At 67.8% G+C, this 13912-nt stretch carries 9 protein-coding genes; 2 read left to right on the forward strand and 7 right to left on the reverse strand.

Features of this window, described 5'->3' with window-relative positions:
- Positions 1-34: 34 nt before the first annotated feature.
- Complete coding sequence (locus RKE25_RS03465) at positions 35-325, reverse strand: YcgL domain-containing protein (protein WP_311840871.1); 291 nt, start codon at positions 323-325, stop codon at positions 35-37.
- A 301-nt stretch (positions 326-626) separates the two neighbouring features.
- On the opposite strand from RKE25_RS03465, the gene RKE25_RS03470 reads away from it, so the two are divergent.
- Positions 627-2069: an outer membrane protein transport protein gene (locus RKE25_RS03470; RefSeq protein ID WP_311840872.1), complete on the forward strand. Its 1443-nt coding sequence runs from the start codon at positions 627-629 to the stop codon at positions 2067-2069.
- 106 nt (positions 2070-2175) lie between these two features.
- Here the strand turns inward: RKE25_RS03470 and RKE25_RS03475 are convergent, their stop codons facing one another.
- The 6 genes from RKE25_RS03475 to putA form a co-directional block, all read right to left on the reverse strand.
- Positions 2176-3585 carry a coniferyl aldehyde dehydrogenase gene (locus tag RKE25_RS03475; protein ID WP_311840873.1) on the reverse strand — a complete coding sequence of 470 codons (1410 nt, stop codon included), beginning with the start codon at positions 3583-3585 and terminating at the stop codon, positions 2176-2178.
- Between the two features lie 4 nt (positions 3586-3589).
- On the reverse strand, positions 3590-6073 hold the full coding sequence (locus RKE25_RS03480; protein ID WP_311840874.1) for a TonB-dependent receptor: 2484 nt from the start codon (positions 6071-6073) through the stop codon (positions 3590-3592).
- Between the two features lie 72 nt (positions 6074-6145).
- On the reverse strand, positions 6146-7306 hold the full coding sequence (locus RKE25_RS03485) for an SO2930 family diheme c-type cytochrome (protein ID WP_311840875.1): 1161 nt from the start codon (positions 7304-7306) through the stop codon (positions 6146-6148).
- An 11-nt stretch (positions 7307-7317) separates the two neighbouring features.
- Positions 7318-8559, reverse strand: coding sequence for a parallel beta-helix domain-containing protein (locus RKE25_RS03490; protein ID WP_311840876.1), 1242 nt, complete (start codon positions 8557-8559; stop codon positions 7318-7320).
- Positions 8560-8718: 159 nt separating this feature from the next.
- Positions 8719-9798, reverse strand: a complete 1080-nt coding sequence (locus tag RKE25_RS03495) for an AraC family transcriptional regulator (protein WP_311840877.1) — start codon at positions 9796-9798, stop codon at positions 8719-8721.
- A 191-nt stretch (positions 9799-9989) separates the two neighbouring features.
- On the reverse strand, positions 9990-13145 hold the full coding sequence (gene putA / locus RKE25_RS03500; protein ID WP_311840878.1) for a bifunctional proline dehydrogenase/L-glutamate gamma-semialdehyde dehydrogenase PutA: 3156 nt from the start codon (positions 13143-13145) through the stop codon (positions 9990-9992).
- A gap of 261 nt (positions 13146-13406) precedes the next feature.
- Here putA and RKE25_RS03505 point away from each other — a divergent pair, with 261 nt between their 5' ends.
- Positions 13407-13892, forward strand: a complete 486-nt coding sequence (locus RKE25_RS03505; RefSeq protein ID WP_311840879.1) for a DUF2244 domain-containing protein — start codon at positions 13407-13409, stop codon at positions 13890-13892.
- Positions 13893-13912: the final 20 nt, after the last annotated feature.

The raw sequence follows: 13912 nt of genomic DNA on the forward strand, positions 1-13912 counted from the left end.
AAGGTAACCCGGCGTTAATCGAACGCCGGCGTACTCATTCGCCGTGCCCACCGAGCGGCGAGTCCTTGAAGGCCGGTTGCGCCACCGAGATCGTGTGCTGCGGCGGCAGCTGCAGATGCCAGCCCTGCTCCTGGAGATTCTTGAGCACTGCGGTGGCGTCTTCCTTCGGCAGCTTGCGCTGCGCGTCCAGTTCCACTTCGAGCACGAAGCGCAGGTCGCCGAGCATCAGCGCGAGCGATTCCGGCAGGACGCCGAAGTCGTCGTGTCGGGCAAGCCAGACATAGGTGTCGGCCTTGCGCAGGCTGGCATAGACGAAACAGTGCATAGGTTTGACCCAGAGAACGGAAGACAGTGGCGCACCGCGTGTCGCTGCAGCGCGGAATGACGACCGGCAATGGTCCGCGCCTTGGCCCCGACGGTCAACGCGCACGGTGCCGATCTTCCGCCATTGACGGTCGAACGCCCGTGATCGATGCCTAATTCGTCAATTGCTGCGACCGCACTTGCAAGGCTCCCGTTCAGCCGGCACAGTGCCGGCCGGGGATGTCAAACGCGCGTATGAATTTTCTTGCCGGTCAGCCCCTTACTGTGACCCGATCCGGACTAACGATAAGCAGGAGCTTCCGATGCAGAGTTCTCTCTTTTCCTTTTCGCGTGCGGCGCGCCCGCTCGCCCTCGCCGCGCTGAGCCTGGCTGTCGCCGGCGCCTTGTTCGCGCCGCAGCGCGCCGAAGCCAGCGCCTTCCAGCTGAAGGAAAACAGCGCCAAGTCCATGGGTCGCGCCTATGCCGGCTCGGCGACCGCGGGCGGCGACGTGTCGGTGGTGGTCAACAACCCCGCCGCTATGACCGACCTGAAGGGCACCTATTTCCAGGCCGACGTCACCGCCATCAACTTCGGCGCCAAGTTCAGCGGTTCCTCCCGTGACGCGCTCGGCCGCCCGATCGGCGGCGGCAACGGCGGCGACGCCGGCACCACGATGCCGGTGCCGGCGCTGTTCTTCGCCACCCAGGTGAGCGACCGCTGGCACATCGGTGCCGGCTTCTCGGTGCCGTTCGGCTTCCTGACCGAGTACGACCGCACCTGGAAGGGCCGCTACAACGCCATCAAGTCCAAGTTCGAGTCGCTGGACGGCACGCTGTCCGCCTCGTTCGACGTGACCGACACCTTCACCCTGGGCGCCAGCTTCATCGCGCAGAAGACCAGCGCGGAACTTACCAGCGCGATCAACTTCAACGCCGTGGGCCTGGGCCTGGTGCAGCAGGCCGCGCTGGCCGGCAAGATCACCCCGGCCCAGGCGCAGGCCCTGGGCCAGCAGGTCAGCCTCGTGGTGCCGCCGGGCAGCGACGGCCTGGCCCGCATCAAGGGCGACGACTGGGGCTACGGCTGGCAGCTGGGCGGCTACTGGAAGCTGACTCCGAATGACCGCCTGGCGCTGAACTACCACTCGAAGATCTCGCACAAGCTGGAAGGCACCGGCAACTTCACCGTGCCGACCAACGTGCAGGCCCTGCTGGCCAACCCGACCGTGGCCGCGCTGCTCGCCGGCGCCGGCGGCGTGCCGTTCACGCACACCACGGGTACCGCGGACTTCACCACGCCCGCCACCGCTACCGCCAGCTTCTGGCACCAGGACGAGAAGTTCGGCCTGGGCTTCGACTTGGCCTGGACCAAGTGGGACGTGTTCAAGGAACTGCGCGTCGACTACGGCAACCCGGCGCAGCCGCCGAGCGTGGAGCAGTACAACTGGCGCAACACCTGGTACGCGGCGGTGGGCGGCGATTACTACCTCAACGACAAGGTGACCCTGCGTGCCGGCGTGTCCGTGGATACCACGCCGACCCATGCGAGCACCCGCAGCCCGCGCGTGCCGGATTCGACCCGCAAGTTCCTCTCGTTCGGCGTGGGCTACAAGGCCAGCGAACACTTCGAGTTGAACGCCGGCTACACCCACATCTTCGTCAACAACGCGCACATCCAGGGCGTGGCCAGCTCGACGGGCGACACGTTGACGGGCAGCTTCGACGATTACGGCAACCTGCTGAGCATCTCGGCGCAGTACAAGTTCTAAGCGCCAAGGTTCTTCGGTAACAAAAAACCTCCCCGCGCGAGCGGGGAGGTTTTTTTATGAAGCAGAACGCAGCGCCCATCGCTATCCATTCGGCGGCGCCCGCCCGTCAGCCTCGCTTGAGCATCAGCTGGACCATGCGCCGGAACCGCTCGCCGTAGGGCGGATTCAACAATCCCGCGCCGTTGACGCGCGCCTGGCGGAACACCGGTTTTACGTGGGAGAACGTACGGAATCCCGCCTCCCCGTGATAGCCGCCGGTACCCGAAGGCCCGACACCGCCGAACGGCAATCCGTGCTGGGCGATGTGGTACAGCGTGTCGTTGACGGTTACGCCGCCGGCGGTGGTGCGGGCGAGCACGCGATCGATCCGTCCGCGGTCTTCCTCGAACAGGTACAACGCCAGCGGATGCGGCCGCGCGGCGACGTAGGCGATGGCCTGGTCGAGATCGTCGTAAGGCACCAGCGGCAGTAGCGGACCGAAGATCTCCTCCTGCATCACCGGCAGGCCGTCGTTCGCGCCGGTCAGTAGCAGGGGAAGCATGCGCTGTTTTGCGACGTCGTCGCTGCCTTCGCCCAGCGGTTCGATGCGGGCGCCTCCCTGCTTTGCCGAATCGCGCAGGTCGGCCAGGCGCTGGTACTGGCGTTCGGAAATGATGCTGGCGTACTGCGCGTTGTCGATCGGTCGCGGATAGAGCCGGGCGGCGACCGCGCGCGCGGTCGTGACGAACTCATCGATGCGCGCTCGCGGCAGCAGCACGTAGTCCGGTGCGATGCAGGTCTGCCCCGCGTTGAACAGCTTGCCTACCAGGATGCGTTCCACCGCATGCCCGAAACGAGCCCCGGGGCCGACGATGGCCGGAGATTTGCCGCCCAGCTCCAGGGTGACTGGCGTGAGGTTCGCCGACGCCGCGCGCATCACGTGGCGGCCCACGGCGGTGGAGCCGGTGAACAGCAGATGGTCGAACGGCAACGCGGAGAATGCCTGCGCCACGTCGGCGGCGCCCAGCACGATCTGCACTTCGTCGGGCTTGAAATACCGCGCCGCCAGCTGCGCGAACAGCGCGGAGAAGCGCGGCGTGTACTCGCTCATCTTGACCATCACGCGGTTGCCCGCCGCCAACGCGTCGATCATCGGTCCGGCAGCGAGATACAGCGGGTAGTTCCACGGCACGATGATGCCCACCACGCCCAGCGGCTGAGGACGCAGCTCGTTGCGCGCGGGCAGGAACAGCAGTCCCGGCAGGCTGCGGCGCGGCTTCATCCAGCGGCGGCCATGCCGCAGGGCATGGCGGATCGCCGACAGGCTGGGAAACACCTCGAGCAGGTCGGTTTCCTCCGAGGGACGCCCGCCGAAATCCTGGTGGATAGCATCAGCGATGTCGCCGCGGTGATCGGCGATCAGCGCCTGCAGCGCGCGCAATCGCGCGGCGCGCGCGGGCCACGCAGGCATGGGGTCGCGCGCATGCGCGTCGCGCATGCGCAGGAGCAGGGCATCGAGCGTGTCGGTGACGGTCATCGGTTCAGAACTTTGCGCGGAGTTCCACGCCCCACATGCGCGGCGGCGTGATGCTGGCGTACGGCGTGCCGAACACGGTGGTGCTGATGTTGTTCACGCCGGTGACGTAGCGATCATTGAAGAGATTGCTAGCGTACAGCGCCACGCCCCAACGGTCGCCGGGCGCGCGCCAGTCCAGGCGCGCGTCGGTCCGATGCTGGGCCTCGCCGACCTTGAAGTTGGGGCTGATCACGCAGTCGCCCTGCAAGCGCGAATCGTTGTTGCAGCGTGTCTTGCCGCGGTAGGCGTAGTTCACGTCGAACTCCAGCGCGCCACCGGCGACATTGCGCCACGTATAGGCCAGCCCCGCGGTGTAGGAAAAACGCGGTTCGCCGGTGGGCTGGCCGGTGAGCACCGCGCCCGAGTCGGCCACGGCCTTGCGGTAGGTGGAGTCGATGTACGCGCCGGTGAAGTTCAGACGCAGCTCCTCGACCGGTTGCCACAGCGCTTCCAACTCCAGGCCCTTGGCTTCCTGGTCGGTGCTGTTGACCAGATAGCGGGGCACGCCGGAGCCGGCGCTGTTCGGATCGAGCGAGAGCGATTGCTTGTTGTCGTAGCGGTAGTAGTACACCGAGCCGTTGAGCAGCAGATTCTGCTCCGGGAAGGTCGTCTTCAATCCCGCTTCGTAATTGATGACCTTTTCCGGCGCGAAGCGCGAGCCGACCTGCACGCTGTTGTAGCCGCCGGCCTTGTAGCCCTTGGTCACCGACGCATAACCCATCACGTCCGGCGTGAACTTGTAGTCCAGCACGAGGCGCGGGCTGACGTTGTTCCAGGTGTTGTGGAATTGCACCGGTACGCCGACCGCGTCGGTGAAGATGATGTTGTTGCCGAAGGCGGCCAGCGCCATCTGCGCTTCCGGCGGCAGCATCGCCAGTACGCCGGCCTGGTCCAGCGCCTGGATCGTGCCGTCGAACTGCGGCGCGCTGCGCGGCATGTTGTACCAGGAGAAGGTCTTGCGGTCGCGCGTATAGCGGATGCCGGTGGTGATGTTGAAGCGGTCGCTGACGTGCCAGATCACGTCTCCGAACGCGGCGTAGGCCTTGAACTTGCCCACGTTGCTGATGGCCTCGTGCCAGGGGTCGCCAAGCAGCGTGTACGGGAGGCCGTTCGCCTGCAGAAAGCTGCTGATGTCGGTGAGTGGCGTACCGGCGCCCATGACGTTGTTGGCGAGCGTATCGAGGCTGTCGGTGAAGATGTTGGTCTGGCTGGTCTGCCGCGCCTGCTCCTGGTAGTAGCTCAAGCCGGCCACCCAGTCGGCGATGCCGGTGTTGCCGGAAAGTTTGAATTCCTGGTACCAGCTGTTGTTGTGCTCGATGTTGGTGGTGTCCAGGTAGCTGACGATGTGGTTCGTGCCGTCGTAATCGCCGCGGTTGAACGTGTCGAAGCCGCGCCAGGCCGTCGTGGAAACCAGGCTGCCCCAGCTGAAGGAGTGGTCGAAGGTCAGCGTCACGCCGTCGAAGGTGCGCGATTCGCGGCCGCCCACCGCGTCGTTGTACAGCGGCGCGTGCAGGGGGTTGAGATAGGTGGACGGGTCGGGCGGGAACGGCGGGCGCTGGTTCGTATCGTTCGACAGCGGGACCAGGCCGAAGGCCGGATGCGGCGGCTGATTGAGCTTCTCGTGGTCCCAGGACAGCAGCATGCGCGTGTCCGGCGTGAGGTTCCAGCGGAACACGGCGCGCGTGCCCCAATCGTTGTCCTCGCCGTAGCGCTTGCCGGTGGCGGCGTCCTTCACCCAGCCGTCGCTCTGGTTGTCATACGCGCTAACGCGCAATGCCATGTCGTGATTGATCGGCAGGTTGAGCAGCGCATCGCCGTAGACCTTGCCGTAGTTGCCGACGCGCAGGCGCGCTTTGCCTTCGAAGCGGTCGGTGGGTTCGTTAGTGACGATGGAGATCGCGCCGGCCGCGGCATTGCGTCCGAACAGCGTGCCCTGCGGGCCCTTGAGCACTTCGATGCGCGCCAGGTCATTGAAGGCCAGCAGCGCGCCGCCGGAGCGGGCTGCGTACACGCCGTTGATGTAGACGCCCACCGCCGGCTCGGTGCCGATGCCGAAATCGCTGGTGGCGATGCCGCGCAGCTGGTAGTTCGGCTGCGTCGGCTGGTCGGCGCTGACCACCAGGCCCGGCACGAACAGGTCCATCTTGCTCAGGTCGGTGGCCGCCAGCGTATCGACCTGCTTGGCCGTGACGATCTGCAAGGGAATCGGTACCGACTGCATCTCCTGGTTGCGACTCTGCGCGGTCACCGTGACGTTGCCCAGCAGCTTGGCCTTGGCAGGATCCGCGGCGTTCTGCGGCGACGGGCTGCCGCCGTCCTGGCCGTTGGGCGGGCTGGCCGGATTCCCCGCCGAATCACCGGCATGGGCGGCCTGCGCGCATAACAGCAGCGCGGTGCCGCCCAGCAGTTGGCGCAGCGATACGGACAGCGGACGTGGACGGATGCTCATCGGCGGTTCTCCCCTCGTGGACGGCGCCGCGTCCCCACGCGGCGACCGTGCTGGTTTTTCTCGGCGCGCGCGTCAGTGCACGGTCACGCAATCGCCCTGCTGGGCCGCGATCCACGCCCTGATCAGCGCCACGCCCTCGCGGTGGACGGTGCTGCGGCCGAGCTCCGGCATCATCTCGCCCGGATCGGCCGAGGCCATGCGGTACGTGATGATCGAGTCGTCCGGCTTGCCGGGCACGATGTCGAACAGGTGGTCGCCAGTGCCGCGTCCAGCGGCCACCGGCGGCTTGCAGATGCCGAGATGGCGGTCTTCCGACGCGCTGGCGTCGAGCGTGAGCGCGGTAGTGTTGGCCGCGCCCTTGGCGTTGTGGCAATGGCCGCAGTTGATGTCGAGGTAAGCGCGCGCCCGGGCGTCCAACGCGGCGTGCTCGTCCATCCAGTTGGCGTTGCGCGGCGCCTGCGCCGCGGCGGGCGCGCCGCTGAGATAGCCCACGCTGGCCAGATGGTCGAGCTGGTTCTGCGCGCCGCCGGCATAGTGGTAGTCGCGGTTGAGATGGCGCGCCTTCGGGCCGATCGGGTGGATCTTGCGCGTGACCCAGTCCTGCGCGTGGCAGCTCGCGCACTGGCTTTCGTCGGGAACCACGTAGTTGAAGTCTTCGCGCGACTTGTCGTCGGCGACCAGGGTGAGCGGCAGCACGGCGCCGGTGCGGGCCAGCTCGGCCTCGGTCTGCGCCTGGTTCCAGACGTATGGGATGGCCGCCCAGCCATCCGGGCGGTGTACCAGGATGCGTGTCTCGACCAGGTGCACCTTGGACAGGTCCAGCCCTTCGCCGGCGAAGTCATACGAGCTGTCGTAGGTGCGTGCCACATCGCCGGCTTTGCCGTCGGCGGCCCCGCTCTGGCCAGGTTTGGGGTAGTAGAAGGTCTTGCTGATCACCGTGCCGACCGGGAAGTCGAACGTGTCCTGCGCGTCATACTTCGCGGCGCTGCCCTTGGGCATCCAGATCGTGCGCAGCTTGTGCGCGTAGTCGGTGAACAGCGGTGTGTTGAGGTCGTACGGCACCACGCCCTGGTTGAGCACCAGCTTGCCGTTGCGCGCCTCCACCACGTGCCAGTCGCTCAGCTTCGGCGGGCGGCCGTCGGCGTGATAGGCGACGGGCGCCATCCCGCGCTGGCATGCGGCAAGGACGACGACGGCGAGCAGGACGCCCGCGGCTTTGAACACATTCCGCATCGATGCGCGCCTCAGGACTTCGATGCCGCGTCGAGCGTGACGGGCGGCAGCTTGGGCAGCGTGCATTCGTACGGCTTGGTGTCGGTGCTGGGATTCTTGTAGTCGTTGGGGCCGTCGGCGTTCAGCACGCCGTTGGCGCCCTGGATGCAGATGCGGTCTTCGTCCGCCAGGGGGCCATGCCTGGTATCGGCGTAGCCGTCCCACAGCACGTCGGGAAAGCGGCCGCTCATGCCATAGACGGCGGTCTTCAGCACCTTCAGCTTCATGCCGTCCGGCGAATCGCCGCCACCCTTGAAGCGGTTGCCGTAGACGAAGATGCCCTTCGGGTACGGGTTGTAGTCGGCCGCCACGCCCTTGGTGTTGTAGTAGTTGGTGGAGAAGTAGCTGGAGATGATCACGTTCGCCGTGCGATGGTCGGCGATGTCGTTGTCGAAGATCTCCACCTTGTCGTTGGAATTGATCACCACGCCCGAGCCGGCCGGCACGCTCGCCACGGCCGCGCCCTTGGCGGCGAAGTTGTCGAGGTTGTTGGCGGTCACCTGGTTCTTGAACACGCGCGTGGCTTTGCCGGCCTGCGACAGGTTGGGCATGTTGAAGACCAGGATGCCGCCGGTGTTGCCGGTGGCGACGTTCTCGTAGACGTCGGCGTCGATCGAGTTCTCGATCTCGATGCCGGCCACGTTCTGGTCGGCGCGGTTGCGCCGGACCACGATGTTCTTCGATTGCCCCACGTAGATGCCGGCGTCGGAGGCGCCGGTGACCGAGGAATCCTCGATGAGCACGTTCTCGGTCTTCACCGGATACAGGCCATAGGCGCCGTTGGTGGTCTTCGGACCATCGGTCCATGCCACGCGCACGCCGCGGATGGTGATGTTCCTGCCTTGGTTGATCTTCAGCGCATCGCCCTTGGTGTCTTCCAGGGAGAGGTTCTCGATGGTGAAGTCGCTGGCGTTCACCAGCAGCCCCTCGGGGCCGACCACCTGGCCCTTGAAGGAGAGCACCGTCTTGTCCTTGCCGGCGCCGCGGATGGTGACTCCGTCGGTGCGCAGGCTGAGGCCGCGGTTGAGGTGGTAGTGGCCGGCGGGGATCTCGATCACGCTGCCGGGCTTGGCGTCCAGGAGTTGCTGTTGCAGCTTGGCCTGGAACGCGTCGCCGCCTTCGCCCTGGGCGGTGGACTGGTCGTGCCCGCCGCAGCCGGCGAGAGCCGCGCCGAACGTGGCGGTAAAAGCGGTGATAACCAACGGCTTGCGCATGTCCGGTGAACCTCCCCGAGTAAACCGAAACGGTGGCCGCGCACGGCGCCGCCACGACGACTCACTGTTGCGCATGCGCCCGCGCGGGGGGAGGGGAAAACGGCCAGGGCACGGGGGGCAAAGCGGCCAACCTGTGCCGGGGTCCGCCGGCCGTGCCTGCTAGGCGGCCCTCCGCGCCTGCTGCGGCGGCATGCCGGTCCAGCGCTTGAAGGCGCGGCGGAACTCGCGCGGGTCGCTGAAGCCCAGTTCCACGCCGATCTCGGCGACGCTGAGCGCGCCGGCCTGGAGCAGCTCCAGGGCCCGTTCGGCGCGGACGCGGTCATGGATCTCGCGGAAGATCCGGCCGCTCTCGGCCAGCTTCCGGCGCAGCGAGCGTTCGCTGAGGTTGAGCGTGCGGGCCACGTCCTGCAGGCGGGGTTGCTGGCTCAGCTGGCTGCGCAGCAGGCGTTCCACCGCCGCGACGATCTCCTGGTGCGGCTCGCCGCCGTCGGGCGTCAGCTGTTGCGCGCACAGCGCCAGCGCCTGCCGCGCGGTGAGCGGGTTGTGGCCCGGCAGCGGACGCGCCAGCCATTGGGTGTCGATCAGCAGGCGGCTTTGCGGCGCGCCGAAGCGCACCTCGCACTCGAACAGCGCCTCGTACTCGCGCGCATAGGCCGGGCGCGGGTAGCCGAACTCCGCGCGCTGCGGGCGCAGCTCCGGGCCGACCAGCTCGCGGGCGATCATCAGGCAGCTGGCGAACAGCTCCTCGCAGAAGAACGGCAGCAGCTCGGTGTCGCCGAAGCGCGGCCAAGCCACCAGTGCCACCTCGCGCTCACTGGCGTGTTCGAAATTCAGCGACAGCAGGCAGCCGCAGATCTTGTGGTGGGTCACACCAGCCATCATGGCGTCGCCGAGCGTGCGCGAGGTCATCATGGCCAGGCCCAGCAGGCCGAAGCCGCCGATAGTGCCCTCGCGGCCGATGCGCAGCCCGGCGTCGGGCACGTGCAGCGCCTGCAGCGCGCGCCGCACGAACAGACTGGCCTGGCGATACGACACGCGCAGCGAAGGATCGGCGATCTGCGTACGGCTCAGGGCCAGCCCCGCGAACCAGGGACGGCTGTCCACGCCGAGCGCGTCGGCCATCTGCATGAGGTAGAGCAGCTTGTTGGGCGGGAATTCCGCAGCCGTGTAGCGCGGATCGTCCATGGCCAGCGCATGGCTGGCGGGAGAGGGACCTACCAGGGCGGCGGGGCGTGCCATCGTGCCAGGAACTCCAGCGGGGCCGGCGGAGCCGGCGGCGAAGGCGTTTCTATAGCACGCGGGATGCGATGCCGCTTGCGCGGCGCACCAAGGGAGAAGGGAACCGGGAGAAGGGAGCCTGGGAGGGGAACGGGGATGGCTGGGCCGGATGCGCGCTGGTCGCAACCGGCCGTCCCCGTTCCTGGGCCCGCTTATTCGCCGATCGTCAGCAGCGAGGCGTTGCCGCCGGCGGCCGTCGTATTGATGGTGAGCGTGCGCTCGCCGGCGAAGCGGAACAGATAATGCGGGCCGCCGGCCTTCGGGCCGGTGCCGGACAGGCCTTCGCCGCCGAACGGCTGCACGCCGACCACCGCGCCGATCTGGTTGCGATTGACGTAGCAGTTGCCCACGCGGGCGCGGCTCTGGATGAATTCCACGGTGTCGTCGATGCGGCTGTGGATGCCCAGGGTGAGGCCGTAGCCGGTGGCGTTGATCTCGTCGACCACCTTGTCCAGCTCGCTGCCCTTCCAGCGGATCACATGCAGCACAGGGCCGAAGATCTCGCGGGTCAGCGTCGACAGCGAGGGGATCTCGTAGGCGCGCGGCGCGAAGAAGGTGCCGTTGCCGGTAGCCGCCGGATCGAGCGTGACCTCGGCGATCTTCTTCGCCTCCTTGTCCATGCGCGCGGCGTGGTCGACCAGGATCTTGCGCGCATCCTCGTCGATCACCGGGCCCACGTCGGTGGACAGCTGCGACGGATCGCCCACCTTCAGCTCGCCCATGGCGCCGGCCAGCATGGCGCAGACCTTGTCGGCGATGTCTTCCTGCACGAACAGCACACGCGCGGCCGAGCAGCGCTGGCCGGCGGACTGGAAGGCGGAGGAGATGGCGTCCTTGACGATCTGTTCCGGCAGGGCCGAGGAGTCGGCGATCATCGCGTTCTGGCCGCCGGTCTCGGCGATCAGCGCGGCGATCGGCGCGTTGCGGGCAGCGAGGGCGCGGTTGATTGCCCAGGCGGTCTCGGTCGAGCCGGTGAAGGCCACGCCGGCCACGCGCGGGTCGCGGGTGAGCGCGGCGCCGACGGTGGCGCCGTCGCCCGGCAGGTATTGCAGAACGTCGGTAGGGACGCCGGCCTCGTGCAGCAGCTTCACGGCCGCGTGGCCGATCAGGCTGGTCTGCTCGGCGGGCTTGGCGATCACGCTGTTGCCGGCGGCCAGCGCAGCGCTGACCTGGCCCAGGAAGATCGCCAGCGGGAAGTTCCACGGGCTGATGCACACGAACACGCCGCGGCCGTTCAAGAACAGCTGGTTGCTCTCGCCGGTCGGGCCCGGCAGCTGCTCCGGCTGGCCGAAGTAGCGGCGCGCCATGGTGGCGTAGTAGCGCAGGAAATCGGCTGCTTCGCGGATCTCGGCGATGGCGTCGGGCAAGCTCTTGCCGGCCTCGCGCACGCACAGGGCGATGAACTCGCCGCGGCGCGCTTCGAGCTGATCGGCCGCGTGCTCCAGAATGGCGGCGCGGCTGGCGGCCGGCAGGCGGTCCCAGCCGTGCTGCGCGGCGACGGCATTGGCGAGGGCCTTCTCCACCGTGGCGGTGTCGGCGCTGACGTAGCTGCCCACCACCTGGCGGCGGTCTGCCGGATTGGTTACCTGCACGGTGGCGCCCGCGCTGCTCGCGCCCGGCACCAGCGGGGCGGCATTCCACGGGCCGGACTTGGCATTGACCGTCTCGGCGAGGGCCTTCAGTTCGTTGTCGTTGGAGAAGTTGACGCCCATGGAGTTCTTCCGAAGTTCACCGTAAAGATTCACCGGCAAGGGAATGCGCGGATGAGGAATGGATGCAAACGAGCGCACCGTTTCGCACGGATCGGCTACCAGCTCGCGCACCGGCAGGCTCTCGTCCACCACGCGGTTGACGAAGCTGGTGTTGGCACCGTTTTCGAGCAGGCGGCGCACCAGGTAGGGCAGCAGGTCCTCGTGCGTGCCCACCGGCGCGTACACGCGGCAGGGCACGTTGAGGTTCTGCGGGCCGATCACTTCGGCGTACAGGTCCGTGCCCATGCCGTGCAGGCGCTGGTATTCGTAGGGGCGGCCCTTGGACAGGTGATGCACCGCGGCGATGGTGTGCGCGTTGTGCGTGGCGAACTGCGGGTAGATCAGCTCCACGCCGGCGTCGAACAGCTTGCGCGCGCAAGCCAGGTAGGAGACGTCGGTGTTCGGCTTGCGCGTGTAGACGGGATAGCCGGACAGGCCGTTTTCCTGCGCGCGCTTGATCTCGGCATCCCAGTACGCGCCCTTCACCAGGCGCACGTACCAGCGCCGGCCGCTGCCGCGGGCGGTCTCGATCAGCCAGTCGATCACGAACGGCGTGCGCTTGGAGTAGGCCTGCACCACGATGCCCAGGCCGTTCCACCCTGCCAGCGAGGGGTGGGCGAACACGTCGCCCAGGATGTCCAGCGACAGCTCCAGGCGGTCGGCTTCCTCGGCGTCCACCGACAACGCGATGCCCTGCTTCATGGCCAGCTGCGACAGTTCCAGCAGCTTGGCGGTGAGGTCGCGGCGGGCCTCGTCGCGCCGGGCCACTTCGTAGCGCGGATGCAGCGCCGAGAGCTTGACCGAGATCGAGGGCGCATCCGTGTGGTTGGCGAACGGGCCGCGCGAGCCGATGGCCGCGATGGCGTTGCGGTAGTCCTGCTGATAGCGCTCGGCGGTCTCCGCGGTGAGCGCGGACTCGCCCAGCATGTCGTAGGAATAGCGGTACACCGCGTATTCCTTCTGCGCGCAGCGGTCCAGCGCTTCGCCGATCGTGCGGCCCATCACGAATTGATGGCCCATGATGCGCATCGCCTGGCGCACGGCTAGGCGGATCGCCGGCTCGCCCGCCCGGCCGACCAGGCGGCGCAGGGCGCCGGTGAAGTCATGGCGGGTGTCCTCGGCCAGGTTGACCAGCTTGCCGGTGAGCATCAGGCCCCAGGTCGAGGCGTTGACGAAGAGCGACTCGCTCTGGCCCAGGTGCTTCTTCCAGTCGGCATCGCCCAGCTTGTCGCGGATCAGCTTGTCGGCCGTGCCCTTGTCCGGGATGCGCAGCAGCGCCTCGGCCACGCACATCAGCAGCACGCCTTCCTCGCTGGACAGGTCGTACTGGCGCATGAAGGACTCGACCGCGCTCTGGTCCTTGGCGCGGGCACGCACGCGGGTGACCAGGTCGGCGGCCAGGTCGATCACTTTCTCGCGCTCGGCGGGCGGCAGGCTGGCCTGGGTGAGCAGGTCGTTGACCGCTTCGGTCTCGTCGCGCAGCCAGGCGGCGGTGATGCGCGCGCGGGCCGGCTCCGCACCGGTCGGAAGTTCGGGGCTGAGGATGGGCTGGGTCACGGGGATATCAATGGGTGGGGAAGCGCGAAATTCCGCGATTGTACGCGGTGGGGGAGAGCGGACGCACGCGTACGTGGGGGCGGGCGGTCCGCTATGAAAGTGCGCCGCCGCGCGGGGCGGCGGGCTGGGATGTCAACCGTGCGTGTGCGCCTCTCCGGATTCGCCGTGCTTTCGCTGATCCGCGTCAAGTCCCTGCGTCATTCTTGCCCACCTCGGCGCCGCGGCCTATGATTCGCGGGTTCCAGGCACGCCGGTAATTCCATGATCGTGCTTCGACCAGCTGCCGCCGGCCTGCCGTGCGCGACGATATGGCTCAAGCCCAATCGCGCCCTCAGCCGGCGCGACCTGCGTCGACTGATCGGGGTATTGGCAGCCTTGGCGCTGACGACGGCCGGACTGGGCGCGTGGCAGGGGAATGTGTTCGCTCCGCTGTTCGCCCTGGTCGAGTCCTCCGCGGTGGCTCTCGCCTTGGGCGTGGCCTGGCGGGCCGGCGACCGCAGCGAGCGCATCACCCTCGACGACACGTCGCTGGAGGTGCAATCCCTGCCAGGCCGGCGCAGTGCGCGCTTCCAGTCCTACTGGGTGCGCGTGCGGCTCAGGGAGGGTGCGGGACGCCATCGTCTGCTGCTGACGTCGCACGGGCGGGAGCTGGAGATCGGGGCGTTTCTCGCCGACGAGGAGCGGGCCGAGCTGTCGAGGAAACTCATGGTGCTGCTGGCCGACCTTCATCGCCAGCCGCGCAGGTAGGTTCAACAAGGGTGCAAGAC

The organism is Dyella sp. BiH032 (genome assembly GCF_031954525.1).
Classification (GTDB): Bacteria; Pseudomonadota; Gammaproteobacteria; order Xanthomonadales; family Rhodanobacteraceae; genus Dyella_D.

What these genes read in the sequence shown, in the direction of transcription:
- RKE25_RS03475 (WP_311840873.1), bottom strand. Translation starts at nt 3,585, where the DNA reads ATGACCGTCACCGACACGCTCGATGCCCTGCTCCTGCGCATGCGCGAC.
- RKE25_RS03465 (WP_311840871.1), bottom strand. Translation starts at nt 325, where the DNA reads ATGCACTGTTTCGTCTATGCCAGCCTGCGCAAGGCCGACACCTATGTC.
- RKE25_RS03485 (WP_311840875.1), bottom strand. Translation starts at nt 7,306, where the DNA reads ATGCGGAATGTGTTCAAAGCCGCGGGCGTCCTGCTCGCCGTCGTCGTC.
- RKE25_RS03490 (WP_311840876.1), bottom strand. Translation starts at nt 8,559, where the DNA reads ATGCGCAAGCCGTTGGTTATCACCGCTTTTACCGCCACGTTCGGCGCG.
- RKE25_RS03495 (WP_311840877.1), bottom strand. Translation starts at nt 9,798, where the DNA reads ATGGCACGCCCCGCCGCCCTGGTAGGTCCCTCTCCCGCCAGCCATGCG.
- RKE25_RS03505 (WP_311840879.1), top strand. Translation starts at nt 13,407, where the DNA reads ATGATCGTGCTTCGACCAGCTGCCGCCGGCCTGCCGTGCGCGACGATA.
- RKE25_RS03470 (WP_311840872.1), top strand. Translation starts at nt 627, where the DNA reads ATGCAGAGTTCTCTCTTTTCCTTTTCGCGTGCGGCGCGCCCGCTCGCC.
- RKE25_RS03480 (WP_311840874.1), bottom strand. Translation starts at nt 6,073, where the DNA reads ATGAGCATCCGTCCACGTCCGCTGTCCGTATCGCTGCGCCAACTGCTG.